The sequence below is a fragment of the Flagellimonas algicola genome, assembly GCF_005937185.1.
Lineage (GTDB): Bacteria > Bacteroidota > Bacteroidia > Flavobacteriales > Flavobacteriaceae > Flagellimonas > Flagellimonas algicola.
This window is the reverse complement of the sequence record NZ_VCNI01000002.1, coordinates 70227-86901: the sequence shown is the minus strand read 5'-3', so window position 1 is coordinate 86901 and position 16675 is coordinate 70227. Positions and strand designations below refer to the sequence as shown.

Annotated in this window: 12 protein-coding genes and 1 tRNA gene; 5 read left to right on the top strand and 8 right to left on the bottom strand. The window is 43.3% G+C overall.

Going from position 1 to position 16675, the window contains the following annotated elements:
* Positions 1–5 precede the first annotated feature (5 nt).
* From fahA to hppD, 3 genes are all read right to left on the bottom strand, one after another.
* Positions 6–1226 carry a fumarylacetoacetase gene (gene fahA, locus FGG15_RS09280; protein WP_138835571.1) on the bottom strand — a complete coding sequence of 407 codons (1221 nt, stop codon included), beginning with the start codon at positions 1224–1226 and terminating at the stop codon, positions 6–8.
* 89 nt (positions 1227–1315) lie between these two features.
* A complete protein-coding gene (locus FGG15_RS09275) occupies positions 1316–2473 on the bottom strand; it encodes a homogentisate 1,2-dioxygenase (RefSeq protein ID WP_138835569.1) in 1158 nt (385 codons plus the stop codon).
* A 90-nt stretch (positions 2474–2563) separates the two neighbouring features.
* A complete protein-coding gene (gene hppD / locus FGG15_RS09270) occupies positions 2564–3697 on the bottom strand; it encodes a 4-hydroxyphenylpyruvate dioxygenase (protein WP_138835567.1) in 1134 nt (377 codons plus the stop codon).
* 187 nt (positions 3698–3884) lie between these two features.
* Here hppD and FGG15_RS09265 point away from each other — a divergent pair, with 187 nt between their 5' ends.
* A complete protein-coding gene (locus FGG15_RS09265) occupies positions 3885–4337 on the top strand; it encodes a MarR family winged helix-turn-helix transcriptional regulator (RefSeq protein ID WP_138835565.1) in 453 nt (150 codons plus the stop codon).
* A gap of 29 nt (positions 4338–4366) precedes the next feature.
* Here FGG15_RS09265 and FGG15_RS09260 read toward each other — a convergent pair whose 3' ends face one another.
* The 4 genes from FGG15_RS09260 to FGG15_RS09245 all read right to left on the bottom strand — a co-directional run bounded on the left by FGG15_RS09260 (position 4367) and on the right by FGG15_RS09245 (position 10336).
* On the bottom strand, positions 4367–4729 hold the full coding sequence (locus tag FGG15_RS09260) for a nuclear transport factor 2 family protein (RefSeq protein WP_138835564.1): 363 nt from the start codon (positions 4727–4729) through the stop codon (positions 4367–4369).
* Positions 4730–4786: 57 nt separating this feature from the next.
* The gene (locus FGG15_RS09255; protein WP_138835562.1) at positions 4787–6322 is read right to left on the bottom strand and encodes an arylsulfatase; all 1536 of its coding nucleotides are present in this window, start codon (positions 6320–6322) and stop codon (positions 4787–4789) included.
* Positions 6323–6337: 15 nt separating this feature from the next.
* On the bottom strand, positions 6338–9178 hold the full coding sequence (polA, locus tag FGG15_RS09250; RefSeq protein WP_138835560.1) for a DNA polymerase I: 2841 nt from the start codon (positions 9176–9178) through the stop codon (positions 6338–6340).
* A gap of 165 nt (positions 9179–9343) precedes the next feature.
* Entirely contained in the window at positions 9344–10336 is a 993-nt protein-coding gene (locus FGG15_RS09245) for an isoaspartyl peptidase/L-asparaginase family protein (protein ID WP_138835558.1), read from the bottom strand.
* Positions 10337–10445: 109 nt separating this feature from the next.
* Between FGG15_RS09245 and FGG15_RS09240 the strand changes: the two genes are divergently transcribed.
* The 3 genes from FGG15_RS09240 (at position 10446) to FGG15_RS09230 (ending at position 12845) form a co-directional block, all read left to right on the top strand.
* Positions 10446–11168, top strand: coding sequence for a copper homeostasis protein CutC (locus FGG15_RS09240; protein WP_138835557.1), 723 nt, complete (start codon positions 10446–10448; stop codon positions 11166–11168).
* Between the two features lie 55 nt (positions 11169–11223).
* Complete coding sequence (locus tag FGG15_RS09235) at positions 11224–12459, top strand: metallophosphoesterase (protein ID WP_138835555.1); 1236 nt, start codon at positions 11224–11226, stop codon at positions 12457–12459.
* Positions 12460–12548: 89 nt separating this feature from the next.
* Positions 12549–12845, top strand: a complete 297-nt coding sequence (locus FGG15_RS09230) for a thioredoxin family protein (protein ID WP_036382448.1) — start codon at positions 12549–12551, stop codon at positions 12843–12845.
* A 21-nt stretch (positions 12846–12866) separates the two neighbouring features.
* On the opposite strand, the gene FGG15_RS09225 is transcribed toward FGG15_RS09230, so the two are convergent.
* Positions 12867–16196: a glycosyltransferase family 117 protein gene (locus tag FGG15_RS09225; protein ID WP_138835553.1), complete on the bottom strand. Its 3330-nt coding sequence runs from the start codon at positions 16194–16196 to the stop codon at positions 12867–12869.
* A gap of 208 nt (positions 16197–16404) precedes the next feature.
* Here FGG15_RS09225 and FGG15_RS09220 point away from each other — a divergent pair.
* Positions 16405–16476, top strand: a tRNA-Gln gene (locus tag FGG15_RS09220).
* The last annotated feature ends 199 nt before the right edge of the window (positions 16477–16675 follow it).

Below are 16675 nucleotides of genomic sequence, written 5' to 3'. Positions count from 1 at the left end.
TAAATCTATTTTGCCGGAAGCACCTTAGTGGAAACCTCTCCAAAGCCAACACGAACCCCATCTTTCGTGGCATGCCCGCACATGATCACGGTGTCTCCGTCCTGGACGAACTTACGTTCAGTACCATCCTTCATTTGAAGGGGTTTGGTCCCCATCCAGGCCAGTTCCAGCATAGATCCATAGGAATTTTCATCTTTCCCTGAGATAGTTCCCGAACCGTACAAGTCCCCAACATTGATATTACAGCCATTCACCGTATGGTGTGCCAATTGCTGTGCCATGTTCCAATACATGTATTTGTAATTGGAATTGCAAATAATCTGTTCTTCCGCTCCATCAGGTTGCAAGGCAACTTCCAGGTTGATGTCGTAGTTTTTGTTGCCGTCAAACTCCAGATAGGATTGCACCTTGGGCTCTTGGGCGGGTCCGGCAACCCGGAAGGGTTCCAAAGCCTCCATGGTTACGATCCAAGGCGAAATGGAGGAGGCAAAGTTCTTGGCCAAAAATGGCCCTAAGGGAACATACTCCCACTTTTGAATATCCCTGGCCGACCAATCATTGAAAAGTACCATGCCAAAAATGTAGTCCTCGGCTTCCGCTGTGGAAACAGTCTCACCCAGGGCTGTGTTTTTGCCTGTGATAAACGCCATTTCCAGCTCAAAATCCAAGCGGGCTGATGCTTGGAACACTGGAGTTGAAGCATCCTTAGGCAAAACTTGACCTTTAGGTCTGTGGATAGGTTCGCCACTTAAAATAATGGAAGAGGCTCTTCCGTGGTACCCCACAGGAATGTGCTTCCAATTAGGCAAAAGTGCATTTTCTGGATCACGGAACATCATGCCCACATTGGTAGCGTGTTCAATGCTGGAATAGAAATCCGTGTAATCTCCTATCGAGACAGGCATATGCATTTGCGCTTCGGACTGGAGGACAAAAAGCTCCGGTTTTCCGGCCAAAATTGAACCTTCATCTTTTAACCAATGTTGAATGTCAATCCTAACTTTTTTGGTAATGGATTTTCCCAAAGCGATAAAGTCGTTAAGTGTGTCCTTCTCCAGAACTGCGGTATTAAACTCGAAGACATCCAATTCTGCGACTGCAGCCAGGTCTAAAATATGTTCTCCGACTGCTATTCCTGCCCTCGGGCTTCTATCTTCAGTGGAAAAAATCCCGAATGGGAGGTTGTGTATTGAAAAATCTGAATTTTCAGGTATGTTGATAATCATTTGTTTATCTATAAAAGATGTCGGTTCGAGCGCAGTCTAGAACTTCTTAAGACCTCTCGACTGCGCTTGAGGTGACATTATCCGGTGATTTATTCCACCCAAGATTTATAATAGCTTCCATCGTCAATCTTGAGTGCATTCTCAGTAATTTGTAGTGGTTTAAAAGTATCTATCATTACGGCAAGTTCTTCCGTGCCTTTTTTGCCAATGCTTGCTTCGTAGGTGCCAGGATGTGGACCATGCGGAATTCCTGCGGGGTGCAAGGAAATATATCCTGGGCCAATCCCTGTTCGACTCATAAAATCCCCATCCACATAGTACAGCACTTCATCGGAGTCTATGTTGGAATGATTATATGGTGCTGGAATGGCTTTTGGGTGATAGTCGTACAACCTTGGACAGAACGAGCAGATGACAAAGGCACCAGTTTCAAAAGTTTGGTGCACAGGAGGCGGTTGGTGCACGCGCCCCGTAATAGGTTCAAAATTGTGAATAGAGAACCCGTAAGGAAAATTGTATCCATCCCAACCCACTACATCAAAAGGGTGAGTAGCATAAACCAAACTGTGTAGCATGCCCTGTTTTTTTACCTTGATGACAAATTCGCCTTTTTCATCATAGGTTTCTAGGTCTTGGGGTAGTTTATAATCCCGTTCGCAGAAAGGGGAATGCTCCAATAATTGACCAAACCAGTTACGATACCTTTTTGGGGTGTAAATAGGGTGGAAGGACTCGGCATATAAAATGCGGTTGTCTTCGGAATCAAATTCTATTTGATAGATCATCCCTCTGGGAATGATGAGGTAATCTCCATATTCGAAATGAATATTGCCCAAAAATGTTCTTAATGTCCCCGTTCCTTTATGGATGAACAACATTTCGTCGGCATCCGAGTTTTTATAGAAATACTCGTTTAGGGATTTTTTTGGAGCTGCCAGTCCAATATGTACGTCACTGTTGACCAAAAGCGGTTCTCGGGCATCCAAAAAATCATCTTTTGGCTTTACATCGAACCCAATTAATTTACGGGAAGCAATGTTGTGGCTCACGGCTATTTTTGGATTAACATCAATAGAATCACCAATTGCGGACACCTGTGTGGGCCTATGCTCATGATAGATTAGAGAAGACATCCCATCAAAACCAATGGTGCCAAACAATTGCTCGTAATACAGACTTCCGTCCGGCTTGGTGAATTGGGTATGCCTTTTCTGTGGAATTCTTCCAAGTTTATGATAAATCGGCATGGATTTTAGTTTTGAGTTGCGAGTTAAGAGTTATGAGTTTCAAGTAGACAATAATGTACCTTAACTCATAACCCAACACTCTTAACTTAATTAATGCAAAGTACCTCTTACTTCTTGTTCGCGTTCAATAGCTTCGAACAGTGCCTTAAAGTTACCTTTTCCAAACGATTGTGCACCTTTTCTTTGGATGATTTCAAAGAACATGGTCGGTCTTGGTTCGACAGGACGGGTAAAAATCTGTAGTAAATAGCCTTCATCATCACGATCTACCAGGATGCCAAGTTCTTTAAGTGGAGCAATGTCCTCATCAATTGTTCCTACCCGATCCATAACGGCATCGTAGTAAGTGTCAGGGACACGAAGAAATTCAACCCCACGACTTCTCAATTGTCGCACTGTGGTAATAATATCATCTGTGGCCACCGCAATGTGCTGCACACCCTCACCCTCATAAAAATCAAGGTACTCCTCAACCTGGGATTTCTTTTTGCCCTCGGCGGGCTCATTGATTGGGAACTTGATGCGTCCATTTCCGTTACTCATTACCTTACTCATCAAGGCGGTGTATTCTGTGGAAATATCATTGTCATCAAAAGAGAGAATGTTCACGAAGCCCATTACTTTTTCATAGAACTCTACCCAGTAATCCATTTTGTTCCATCCTACGTTGCCTACCATATGATCAACATATTTTAAGCCGGTAGATTCTGGATTATAGTCTGGGGTTTCCCATTTCTTGAATCCTGGCATAAAAGTGCCTTCGTAATCCTTGCGTTCTACAAAAATATGAACGGTCTCTCCGTAGGTGTAGATTCCGGATCGTACAATCTTACCGGTTTCATCTTCCATCACTTCCGGTTCCATATATGACTTGGCCCCTCTTTCCATGGCCGCATTGTAAGCATAAGTGGCATCATCTACCCAAAGGGCAACTACCTTGATACCATCACCATGTTGGTCAATATGTCTGCCAATGTCTGTCCCACTTTTAAGGGGAGAAGTAAGCACCAAGCGAATCTTGTCTTGGATTACTACATAGCTTTCGCGATCAGTAAGTCCGGTTTCCAGACCAGCATAAGCATAAGATTGAAAACCAAAAGCGGTCTTATAGAAATGGGCCGCTTGTTTGGAGTTGCCCACATAGAGCTCAATGTAATCGGTGCCATTGATTGGCATAAAATCCTGAGCGGAGTCATGAATTTTAGGGATTGCAGTAGTTTCCATAGGTGTTATATTTTGATGTAAGATAAAAATTGTTGTTAATGCAACAAAAATATGAAATTTGAGCGGATATTTAGAGAATGGAACCATAATTTTTGTTAAAATTGAGGAGGGTTTTACCCGATGGGTGAAAATGGATACATTAGTAAGGTGATTTTCAAAAGGTGATGGACGAAAACATGCGTAGTGAATGCTGAATCAAATTGATGAAATATCGGGTATTGGGCTTCATTTGGACTTGGTTCTAAGAAGAATTCAGGAAGCCTATCTAAAGAAGTTTGAAGAACTTGGAGTGGATTTGACCATTGAGCAATGGGTGATTTTGCACCGTATATCCGAATTGGGCAAGACCGCTTCCCAAAGGGATATTGTGCGTTCCAACTTTAGAAATCGTGCGACGACCTCTAGGGTTATTGGAAAACTGGAGAAAAAAGGGTGGATAAGTAAAACTCGTTTTGATGGGGATCAAAAACGCTTCAAATTGGAGCTTACCCGAAAAGGGAAGAGGATTATCAAATTGGTTTTGCCCCATGCAGTGAACCTTCGTAAACTCGCAATCAAGGATTTGGACAATCAGGACTTTGAAATATTCCTAAAGGTTCTGGTCCAGATAGGTTACAACTACTACTCCAATGAGGTGTAGCTATTACAGATGATCATATTTAATTGAATTCAATCGGGCATGGACAGTTTTCTGTCCTTATTGATTTCACCTTCAATATTATAGTAGGCAACTATATTATAGATAAGACTGTCCCTGGTATAATGCCACTCCGTGACCTCCAACCTAAAAGCTTCTTTTATGGCCGTGTATCGGATGCATGCTTTGTTTAAATCCGAAATCAAGTCATGAATTTCAAACGTATGCCCCAAGAATTTGTCCTTGTTTACTTTTACCAAATCCAGATAGGCTGTTTTTCCCTCAATGGTCCCATAGGGACTAGTGTGTATAAATTCATCGGAGATAGGTAAATCCTCGAACTCACCGGTTTCCCAAAGTCGAAACCACTCTTTTGCCAATGCTTCGGATTCCATAATTGTGTGGATTTTATGAATTAAATGCCTTTCTGCGCAATTCGCGACAGGAGGAAGTTACTTATCTCCCAGCTCTGCGAACTTAAAGCGATCATTGATCGCTGGCTCATGCTCCTGCTCCATGATTCGGGTTATTTTTTCAACAACCTCTGGATATTGGTCCGCCAGATCGTTTGCTTCCTTAAGGTCGTTCTCCAAATCATAGAGCTCTATTTTAAGATTGCCTTCAAAAATGTTTTTCCGGACGCCTTTCCATTTGCCCATTCTAACAGCTTGCTGCCCTTTATAACTAGGGAATTCCCAATAAAGAAAATCATGTTCTTTTTGTTCGGAACCCAACAGCGTTGGTTTAAAACTAACGCCATCCACAATTTGGGGAAGTGCAACATCCACTATGTCGCAAAGTGTGGGCAGTACATCATAGAAAACGGAAATATGATCGGACACACTTCCCGCTTTAATCTGTCCAGGCCAACTGGCTACAAAAGGAACCCGGATACCACCTTCGTAAACGTGCCCCTTGGTTCTGCCGGCGCCATTGGTAAAAGGTTTTGAGCTCTCGAAATATTCAAAATCCGCACCCCCTGTGTAGGTAGGGCCGTTGTCGCTGCAAAACATAATTAAAGTGTTTTCATAAAGCCCCAACTCCTTGAGTTTGGCAACCAGTTCTCCCAGCTGCTGGTCCAACAAAGTAATCATAGCAGCATAACTTGCCCGGGGATAAGGGTTCGGGAAGTAACCTTTGTCCCCAACATATGGATCTTCAGTACCAATTTGTTCTCTGTACGGAGCAGCGTATTTTTTTGGAATCTGTAGGGGCAGATGAGGAAGGGGGGAGGCGTAATAAAGAAAGAAATTACTGTCTTGATTCTGCTCTATAAACGAAAGTGCTTTTTTATGAATCAATTCAGGGGCATAATCGGTTTGATAGTACATATCATAACTCGACTCATCCTTGGGATCTACCGAAGCATCCAGCTTGGCATGGGGAGCAATGAGTTCATTTTTCAGATAAACTTTTGTCTCGTTCTCCCATAGATGGCTGGGATAAAGATTGTGTGCCTGTCTTTGGCAATTGTACCCGTAAAAGGAATCAAATCCCTGTTTGGTAGGAACTCCTTCGGTTTCCGGAGCCCCAAGACCCCATTTGCCAAACACTCCAGTGACATAATTGGCTTCTTTAAGTTTTTTTGCCAAGGTAATCGTGTTTTCAGGAATTGGCCGTTGTCCTTCCAGCTTGGTATTGGTAAAGGCTTTCTTGTAGTCCCAAACCTCTCCACGTTCCCGCCATTCATCATTTCCTCGGATGTAGGCATGTCCCGCATGTTTACCGGTCATCAAAATGTAACGGGCTGGGGCACAAACGGGTGCTCCAGAATAATGCTGGGTAAATAACATACCTTCTTTGGCCAAGGCATCAATGTGCGGGGTTTTGATTTTTTCCTGTCCATAAACGCCAACCTCACCATAACCCAGGTCATCAGCCAGAAAATAGATAATGTTGGGTTTTTTAGCCGGTTCTTGGGCATTAAGTTTTGAAATCAAGCATAGGGTTGCCAGAACAAGTAATGCAATCTGTGGAATTCTTGACATATTAAAATAGTGAGATTAATGTGCCTCCAGCCAATTATCCCCAAGACCCATTTCTACGTCAAGCGGAACCGCCAGTTCATAGGCATTTTCCATTTCGGTTTTGATTAACTTTTTGACTTCTTCCAACTCGGGTTTATAGGCATCGAAAACCAATTCATCGTGAACCTGCAACAGCATCTTGGTTTTAAACCCACCTTCGGTGAGTTTTTTGTGGATGTTGATCATGGCAATTTTGATGATGTCTGCAGCGCTCCCCTGAATGGGTGCGTTAACCGCGTTTCGTTCCGCTGCACCCCGCACTACTTGGTTACCCGCGTTAATATCCTTCAAATATCTTCTTCGGCCCAATACGGTTTGAACATAGCCGTTGTCGCGGGCAAAGTCTACTTGGTCTCCCATATAATTCCGAAGTTTCGGATAGGTTTTGTAATAGGTCTCAATAAGCTCTTTCGCCTCGGTTCGGCTAAGATCCGTTTGATTACTTAGTCCAAATGCTGAAACCCCATAAATGATTCCGAAGTTGACAGTTTTGGCATTGCCCCGTTGTTCCCGGGTTACCTCTTCAATAGGGACATTGAAAACTCTGGATGCCGTGGAGGCGTGGATATCCTCTCCATTTTTAAACGCTTCTATCATGGTGTCCTCCTCACTTAAAGCCGCAATGATGCGGAGCTCTATCTGGGAGTAATCCGCGGCAAGCAAGGTGTAGTTTTCATCTCTTGGGATAAACGCTTTACGAACCTGTCTTCCCCGTTCCGTTCGGATGGGAATATTCTGCAGATTGGGATTATTACTGCTCAATCGTCCGGTAGCGGCCACGGTTTGCATATAATCGGTATGGACTCTGCCGCTATGTTGCTGAACTTCATTGGGCAACGCATCCACATAGGTACTTTTAAGTTTGGTTAGACCTCTAAAGTCCAAAACGTTTTGGATGATTTCATGATCTTTCGCCAAATAGGAAAGCACATCTTCCGCTGTGGAATATTGACCCGTTTTGGTTTTCTTGGGCTTGTCCACCAATTTCATTTGCTCAAATAGGATTTCACCTAACTGTTTGGGTGAAGCAATGTTGAATTGTACCCCGGCAGCATCATAGATTTTTTGTTCTAGGGATTTGATGTCCTTGTCGAGTACTTCGGATAAATCATTTAGAAAATCTTTGTCCAAATTGATGCCTTCGGTTTCCATGTCGGCTAGAACCCTTAGCAATGGAACTTCAATATTTTCGAAAAGCTCGTCGGTTTTTGCTTCTGCCAATTCGGGTCTGAAATGCTCAGCTAGCTGAAGGGTGATATCGGCATCTTCGGAGGCATACTCCTTTTGCTTATCCAAAGGAACTTGACGCATGCTCAATTGATTTTTTCCTTTTTTACCAATAAGCTCGGTGATGGAAACTGGGGTATAGTTGAGGTAGGTCTCGGCCAAAACATCCATATTGTGACGCATATCTGGATTGATAAGGTAATGGGCCAGCATGGTATCAAAGAGTTTTCCTTTGACCTCAATCCCATAATTTTTCATCACTTTGATGTCGTATTTTAGGTTTTGCCCTACCTTTTCTATGGCCTCGGATTCGAAAAATGGTCGCAGTGTTTCCAATATTTCCATAGCATTTTCCCGCTCCTCAGGAATTGGTACATAAAAGCCTTTTTTGGCCTCCCAGCTAAACGCGATTCCCACAAGTTCTGCTTCCAACGGATTAATGGAGGTGGTTTCCGTATCAAAACAAACCGAAGTTTGTTGCATCAGTTTCTCCATAAAAATTTGAAGGCCAAGACCGGGAACTATGCTTTGGTACAAATGGGGAACATCTGATACCGTATTTCTACTATTGGCATCTTTGATGGTGGCCGGGGCCGCACTGGGGTCTGCACCAAACAAACTGAATTGGCCACTACCGGCGGCTTGTGGTTTGGGGGCAGCAGGCTTTCCTTGGGTAGGTGCAGTTGAGGCCGGGGCTTCAGCTTCACCAGAAAATATCTTAATGAATTGCTCCTTTAGTCTTCTGAACTCCAACTCATCAAAAATCTGCTGTACTTTGTTTCCATCCGGTTCAGACATTTCATAATCGTCCGCATTGAAAGTAACATCGCAATCCGTTTTGATCTCGGCCAGCTTCCGTGATAACCGACCCAACTCGGCATTGGCTTCCACTTTCTCCTTCATTTTTCCCTTGAGCTGGTCCGTATTGGCCAAAAGCCCTTCCAAAGAATCGTATTCGGCCAGGAATTTTTTGGCAGTTTTATCACCTACTCCAGGAAGTCCTGGAATATTGTCACTAGCATCGCCCATCATTCCCAGATAATCAATTACCTGTTCAGGACGCACTACACCGAAGCGTTTTTGAACTTCTGGTATACCCCAAATTTCAATTCCATTGCCCATTCGTGCTGGGCGATACATGAAAATGTTCTCGGAAACCAGTTGCCCAAAATCCTTGTCCGGGGTAACCATAAAAACTTTATAGTCCTCTTTTTCCGCCTGTTTGGCCAGAGTGCCGATAATATCATCAGCTTCATAACCTTCCAAGACCACCACGGGAATATTCATGGCCCTTAAAATATCCTGGATATAGGGAACCGCTATTCGAATGGCATCCGGTGTTTCGTCCCGGTTGGCTTTGTACTCCTCAAAAAGTTCGGTTCGTTCTACACTTCCGCCCTTGTCAAAACATACGGCAAGGTGGTCCGGTTTTTCCCGTTTGATCACATCAAAGAGGGAATTCACAAACCCCATGATGGCAGAAGTATCCATGCCCTTGGAGTTTATTCTAGGATTTTTCAGCAAGGCGTAATAACCCCTAAAAATGAGAGCGTAGGCATCCAGAAGGAAGAGTCTTTTCTGATCGGACATAGTGTTGGGTTAGATAAATGAAATTAAAAATGCGAAGCTTGTTTTGCTATTGTGGTCGCACAGTTTTTAAAGGTAGAAAAAGAAGTTGGAATCAAGAAAAAAGAGCCAAGAAGTCTTGTGTCTTGTGTCTTGTATCCAGGAGCGAAGCGGTCCAGTATCTCTTGTCTAACCTTGATAGAAGCTTTCTACCGTTTTGTTCTCATGCCCTTTATCTGAATACTCCCGATAGGTGAATCCCGGATGTACACAGTAACCCCCTGTCTCCCCCTTTTTGTTCACTGCGATAAAGCCAATCTGGAAATCTTTACGGCCTTCATTTTTTTTCATGATGCGCTTAACCCCTTCTTCGCAAGCTTCTTGGGGTGATTTTCCCTGACGCATGAGCTCCACGATCAAAAAACTGCCCACTGTCCGTACCACTTCCTCTCCAACTCCCGTGGCTGCAGCTCCTCCAACTTCGTTATCCACAAATAAACCGGCACCTATTATAGGTGAATCCCCTACGCGACCGGCCATTTTATAACCCATACCACTTGTGGTACAGGCCCCGGCAATGTCCCCGTTTTCATCAATGGCCAACATCCCAATGGTATCGTGATTTTCAATATTGATAATGGTCTCATATTTGGACGTTTTTTTCCATTCCTCCCATTCTTTTTTGGATTGCTCAGTAAGCAAATTGGTTTTCTCAAAACCCTGTTCGTAAGCAAAGAGTTCAGCGCCTAATCCTGCCAACATTACATGGGGAGTTTCTTCCATCACCTTTCTGGCCACGGAAATAGGGTGGGCTATATTTTCCATGCATAACACTGCGCCACAATTGGCATCTTTGTCCATAATGCAAGCATCCAAGGTAACCCTGCCTTCACGATCAGGTCTGCCCCCTACACCCACAGTTTGATTGCTGGTATCTGCCTCTTCCACCATTACCCCGGCCTCCACGGCATCAAGCGAACTGCCCGAACTACTTAGTACCTCCCAAGCCTTGGCTGAAGCGTTTTGAAAGTTCCAAGTGCAAATAACAATGGGTTTTACAGCTTTGGTTTCGGATAAAGTGGGTGCCTTTGCGGTTTCGGTTTTACAAGAAGCCAAAACGGGAGCGGACAATAGTCCCGCCGTGGTCAAGCCAGATTTTTTAAGAAACTTTCTTCTTTGCATGGATAGTTAAGGTTTGGATGGTTTGTTCCGGCTGCTTTTCTCGTTCCGAATTTTGCAGCATCGGAAGTCAATATTTTTGTTGTTATTTTGAGTTCATAAATATAGGAATATGCTGGTAGAAGTTTGTGCCAATTCACTGGAATCTGCGCTGAACGCGCAAGAAGCTGGAGCGGATAGAATAGAACTTTGTTCCGAGTTGGGGGTTGGTGGAATCACGCCTTCCGCTGGATTGATTGCATTGGTGAAAGAGGCTTTGAAAATCCCGGTGCATGTACTTGTTAGACCGCGTGGAGGACATTTTACCTTTAACGATGGGGAATTCAGGACTATGATGCAGGATATACAGGTTTGCAAGGATTTAGGTGTAGAAGGTATTGTTTCTGGGGTTTTGCTTCCAGATTTTGAGATGGATGTTGATCGTACCCAAGAATTGATCAAAGCCTCAAGACCTATGCGATTCACGTTTCACCGTGCCTTTGATTGGGTACCTAACCCCCGCAAATCCTTCGAGCAATTGGAAGCAATGGGAGTGGATTATGTACTGACTTCAGGTCAAGAAACTTCCTCAGAAGTAGGGTTGGAACTTTTAAAGGAGCTGAATTCCGTTTCCAAAGGAGTGAAAGTTATAGCAGGCGGCGGGATCAAATTGGAGAATGCGGAGCAATTTAAGTCTGATGGGTTATCTGCCATTCATTTGTCTGGAACCTCTTTCGGAAACCCTATTGCTTTGGAAGGTAAAATTTCTATGAATTCCAATACCCATCTTCGAGAAGATCAAGTGGCCGTAACAAATTTGGAAACCGTTCGTCAGATTGTACAACGCGTTAAATAAACGCAAAAAGCCCAATGTTCCCTAAGGAAAGAAATATCTTTATAAAAAAGTTTGCATGCCAAGGTTTCTAATCATTTTATCCATTGTTTATATAGTGCTGGCCATTTACGGTTTTCAAGGCTTTAAGACCCTTTTTAAAAGTACTTGGATTCAAATTTTATATGGTGTGCTTTTTTTGGCGGCCTTGCTCAATTTTATTATAAGAGTACTCAATTACACTCCTGGCGATGGAGTGCGTGGTCAGATCGCCACGGCAGGTGGAATTTTCTTTTCTTTTTTAATGCTGGGTCTTATTTTGGGAATCTTTCTCTTGTTAGAGGATGTGGTGCGACTTTTTGTTTTTGGATACAACAAGATTGCGGGATTAACGGAGCCACAGACCAAGTTTTTTCCATCTCGAAGAAAGTTTATAAGTGGTATAGCCCTCGGAATTGCAGCTTTGCCATTTGGAGCTTTGCTCTATGGAATGTATAGGGGCAAATACAATTATAAGGTGCTTACCTATGAAATGGAATTTGAAGATTTGCCGGATGCCTTTGATGGCTATCAGATTACACAAATCTCCGATGTGCACAGTGGCAGTTTTGATAACCGAAACAAAGTGGCCTACGGCATTGATTTGATCAATAAGCAACAAAGTGATGTGATTCTCTTTACAGGGGACATGGTCAACGATAAGGCGGTGGAAATGGAACCTTGGGCAGAACTTTTTTCCTCCTTGAAAGCAAAGGACGGTAAGTATTCCATATTGGGGAACCATGATTATGGGGATTACACGGAATGGCCTTCGGATGAGGCCAAAACCCAAAACCTTCAGGATTTAAAGGACATGCAAAAGGAAATGGGCTTTGACCTGCTGTTGGATACACATCGCTATTTGGAAAAAGATGGCCAACGTATTGCCCTATTGGGTGTTGAGAACTGGGGTAGAGGCGGATTTAAGAAAGCGGGTGATTTGGAAAGAGCTAAAGCCGGTGTCTCCAAAGATGACTTTAAAATTTTAATGAGCCATGATCCCTCGCACTGGGAAGATGTGGTGATTCATGACGATTACCATTTTCATTTGACCCTTAGTGGACATACGCACGGAATGCAGTTTGGGGTTGAGATTCCGGGTTGGGTAAAATGGAGTCCGGTAAAATGGCGCTACAAGTATTGGGCTGGGGTATATGAGGAACTCAACCAATTTATTAACGTCAATAGGGGGTTTGGATTTATTGGTTATCCGGGACGTGTAGGTATCTGGCCAGAGATTACTGTGATTACCCTAAAAAAGAAAGGTTTAACGTGAAATTAACGTTGTCTTTTGTAGGATATATAAGGGCTTCTTCAAGATTTTAACAAATTTTCTTACTTTTGGTTGGTAAACCCAGATAATACATGTCAAAATTCGGCGAACTTATCGATTTAAAAGTACCAGTGTTGTTGGACTTTTATGCGGAATGGAACGAACAATCCACTTCCATGCACCCGGTGCTGCGGGATGTTGCTGCGGCTTTGGGTGATAAGGGAAAAGTGATCAAGATAGATGTTGATAAAAACAAGGAGCTGTCACAGGCACTTCGAATCAAAGGTTTACCTACCCTTATGATCTACAAAAAGGGGGAAATGGTATGGCGACAAAGCGGAGAGCAGGATGCCAATACCCTTATAGGAATCTTAAATGAATATATATAAAACGCGGATAAACCTCGTTTTTTATTCCAAGATTTCTGCAGTGTCCGGAACTTCTTCAATCGTGTCCAACGGGATGGAATCCCCCATATCCGGATCAGGAGCCTGTTCTTCAAACATTTCCTCGTCATCCCCTACAAACTGGGAAAACTTGTCAATATATTCATTGAATATCACTGTTTCCGATTCGGCTTTCTCCCGGTCTTGGTTTTCAATCAGGATGTCAATGTTTCTACGGTAAGCTTGCATGTCGGCTAAAATGTCGTCAATCCTATCGTATTGCTCATCTAACGGTACGGCAGAATAGTACTCCAAGCGCTCTTGATATACTTTTTTTAGTTTTTCAAATAGTGCATGGGCCTTTTCGGTTTCACCTACCTTGTAGTACCCATCTACATAGGGTTCCACAAAAGCGTAAAATCCAAACTCTTCCACTGGCATATTGGTAATAGCAATGTCAATGATGTCCTTGGCTTTATCAACTTTGCCCTCTTCCAATAATTTCTCCATCAAACGCGCCAGGTTACTTCTAAAGGACAGTCCTTGGGAACGGGTTTGGGGATCGTGATAGATTTCAGTGTCCCCGGCATTTCCCCAATCCCATTTTGTAACAATTTCGTACATAAGATCTGAGTCAATTCTACCCATTTCAAAAGAGCTTTCATTTTTTGTCTTGATAGGCACTAGTTTATAGACCAATCCATCCAACTGAAGATAGTCTTTCATCCAGATGTATTCCGCTCTATCAAAACTTCCCCCGGAAAAGTAAATGGGTCGTTTCCAATCATTGTTGGCAATCAAATCCAGCATTAGGATCCGATTTTTGGGCAAAGCCCCTTGTGGTAGGTCAATATCAATATAGTCCAAAATCTGGTCCGCATCCTCTGGTTTCACCAAGCCGCTGTTCAATACATTTTGCTTGTTGACTGGAATACGAATTTTGTTGGTAGGATAATAAATGATGTTAAGAGTACCCTCTGGAACATCGCTGATATCCACACCTTGTTTTTCCAGTAAATACCGATATTTGTTCTGGGGTTTGTCGCTATCAATCCAGTTCACAAAATCTTTAATCTCCCATCTGCTATCAGTAATGCCTTGGTAATATACCGCGTCCCTGGAACCATATCGGTATTTATCATGGGTGAGCTGTGACGGAATGGGCTCACTTTCATAAGCCTTTCGTTTCATCTGGTCTATGTACCAATCTGTAGCAAACAAGCTGGTGTTTACGATACGAACATCGGTTCTATGGCCCTCAATTTCCTGGGCATACCACAATGGGAAGGTATCATTGTCCCCAATGGTAAACAGAATAGCACCTGCATCTTCCTGGCAAGAATCCAAATAAGCTTTGGCCGTGGAATTGGCTGTATAGCGATTGGATCGGTCATGGTCGTCCCAATTTTGGAATGCCATCAAGAAAGGGACGGACAGCAAACATATTGTTGTTAGCGCCGGCGCGGCTATTTTGGCAGAAATGAGCTTTCTAAACTCATCAAACAGACCATAGACGCCCATACCCACCCACATACTGAAGACGTAGAATGATCCTACCAAGGAATAATCCCGTTCCCTGGGCTGGAAAATATAAGGGTTGGTATAGAATTGAATGGCTATTCCGGTAAACATGAAAAAGACAAATAGCACCCAAAACTGTTTCGGGTTTTTGGAAATCTGGAAGACCAGTCCGATAATCCCCAAAAGCAGAGGCAAGAAGAAGTAAGTATTTCGAGCTTTGTTGTTTTTCCAGTCGCTAGGTAAATTATCCTGACTTCCCAATCTTAGGCTATCGATAAAACCAATGCCACTCAACCAATTCCCATTTTCGTCATACCGACCTTGGACATCGTTTTGTCTACCGGCAAAATTCCACATAAAATAGCGCATGTACATGTAGCCAAACTGGAATTCAATCATGTATTGAATGTTTTGCCCTAAAGTGGGAGGCTCCACTTCTATATATTCCCCAAACTCACGAAGAAACCTGACATATTGCTCGGCATCCAGTTCCCCTCGGTCATAGGCAGCCTTGAACTGCGAAACGGCTTCCCTTAGGTCGTTTCGAGAAATGTATTCGGATTTAATCCTAAAATCAAGAACTCCAAAATACCGCATATAATTTTCAGCATGCTGATCGCTCCAAAGTCTTGGCAGAAGTCCCACATGCTTTTCATTGGGCCCTTGCATGGCTCCCTTGTAATTATTGACAATCACATATTTGCCCAAGGTTTTATCCTTCTCGTATTTTGGGCGGTCGTCCTTATCCTCACCAGCGGGTGCAAAGGTGTCTGAGTAATAAGCTCCGTAAAATGGACTCTCAACCCCGGGATACTGCTCCCGGTTATAATAGGCCAATAGAGAACGCGCATCGGAAGGGTCATTTTCGTTGACCACGGTCTTGGCATTGGCTCGAATTGGCAACATTAACCAAGATGAAAAACCAAGGATAAGGAACATCAAACACAGTACAATGAGGTTTCCCGTGCGAAAATCATTTTTCCGAGTATAGCGCAGCGCGAAATAAAAGGCGGCCACAAAAAGCAAGCCCATAATTATGGTTCCAGAGTTGAATGGCAATCCAATACTATTAATGAAAAATACTTCGCTCCATCCAAAGAGTTTTAGTACGTATGTGAGGGAAAATTTGTAGACCAACATCAACACGGCAATCACCGATAGGTTGGCCAACAGAAAATTCTTGATGTTGGTTTCTTTATATCTCTTGAAATAGAACAATAAACCTATAGATGGAATGGCCAAAAAGCCCATGAATTGGATTCCGAAGGTTAGGCCGATCACGAAGCAAATGAGCAATAACCAACGATGCCCTCTTGGTTCGTCAAGGTTGTCTACCCATTTAAGTCCCAACCATATCAGCAGAGCCATAATGAGACTGGCCATGGCATATACTTCGGTTTCCACTGCGTTGAACCAAAAACTATCTGAAAATGTAAAGGTCAAGGCACCAACAAGTCCACTTCCAAAAACTGCAATTGCCTTACTGTTGCTAAGAGCCTTCTTTTTGACTATCAGTTTACGGGTTAGGTTAGTGATAGTCCAAAACGTGAACAGCACGGCAAACGCACTGGACACTATGGATACGGCATTCACCATAAGGGCAATCTTTGAAGGGTCGTTGAAGGCGAATATGGCAAAAAAAGCACCTATCATTTGTAATAAAGGTGCCCCCGGTGGATGCCCTACTTGAAGTTTGGCCGAGGTGGTAATGTATTCGCCAGCATCCCAAAAACTACCTGTTGGTTCTATGGTAAGGGCGTAAACGATAAAGGCAATGGTAAAGGAAACCCATCCTAGGATGGTATCCCATTTTTTGAAGTTCGCTGCAAACATAAAGATGGTCTTAACCAGTTGGGGCGAATTTAGTAAATATAGTAGAGACGTCTGGCGAATTTTGGAAAAGCTTTAACATGGATGGCTCTGGAAAAATCGTTCGGATTCTTGTGAAATTATTTGTGCAAACAAAAGTTTGTTATAAATTTGCACGCTCAAATACTGGAACATGTATTTGAAAATTTGCATTTTGATGCAAGTTTGGTAGTGGCCCATGGTGTAATTGGCAACACAGCTGGTTTTGGTCCAGTCGTTCTAGGTTCGAGTCCTAGTGGGCCAACGGAATTAAAAACAAACCCGATATCTTCAGGATGTTGGGTTTTCTATTTTATGCACAAGTGGGACGAGAAGTTTATCCTGAGCGCCACGCCTTCCAAAGTCTTGTACGGCGGACTGGTGGACGAAAGGAGTCCTAGTGGGCCAACGGAAAACTAAAGAAAATCCCGATTTCTAAGGAAATTGGGATTTTTTGTTTGACC

Bases quoted from the DNA above. Each gene is read 5' to 3' on its own strand.
- fahA (WP_138835571.1), bottom strand. From the start codon at position 1,226: ATGATTATCAACATACCTGAAAATTCAGATTTTTCAATACACAACCTC.
- FGG15_RS09275 (WP_138835569.1), bottom strand. From the start codon at position 2,473: ATGCCGATTTATCATAAACTTGGAAGAATTCCACAGAAAAGGCATACC.
- hppD (WP_138835567.1), bottom strand. From the start codon at position 3,697: ATGGAAACTACTGCAATCCCTAAAATTCATGACTCCGCTCAGGATTTT.
- FGG15_RS09265 (WP_138835565.1), top strand. From the start codon at position 3,885: ATGCTGAATCAAATTGATGAAATATCGGGTATTGGGCTTCATTTGGAC.
- FGG15_RS09260 (WP_138835564.1), bottom strand. From the start codon at position 4,729: ATGGAATCCGAAGCATTGGCAAAAGAGTGGTTTCGACTTTGGGAAACC.
- FGG15_RS09255 (WP_138835562.1), bottom strand. From the start codon at position 6,322: ATGTCAAGAATTCCACAGATTGCATTACTTGTTCTGGCAACCCTATGC.
- polA (WP_138835560.1), bottom strand. From the start codon at position 9,178: ATGTCCGATCAGAAAAGACTCTTCCTTCTGGATGCCTACGCTCTCATT.
- FGG15_RS09245 (WP_138835558.1), bottom strand. From the start codon at position 10,336: ATGCAAAGAAGAAAGTTTCTTAAAAAATCTGGCTTGACCACGGCGGGA.
- FGG15_RS09240 (WP_138835557.1), top strand. From the start codon at position 10,446: ATGCTGGTAGAAGTTTGTGCCAATTCACTGGAATCTGCGCTGAACGCG.
- FGG15_RS09235 (WP_138835555.1), top strand. From the start codon at position 11,224: ATGCCAAGGTTTCTAATCATTTTATCCATTGTTTATATAGTGCTGGCC.
- FGG15_RS09230 (WP_036382448.1), top strand. From the start codon at position 12,549: ATGTCAAAATTCGGCGAACTTATCGATTTAAAAGTACCAGTGTTGTTG.
- FGG15_RS09225 (WP_138835553.1), bottom strand. From the start codon at position 16,196: ATGTTTGCAGCGAACTTCAAAAAATGGGATACCATCCTAGGATGGGTT.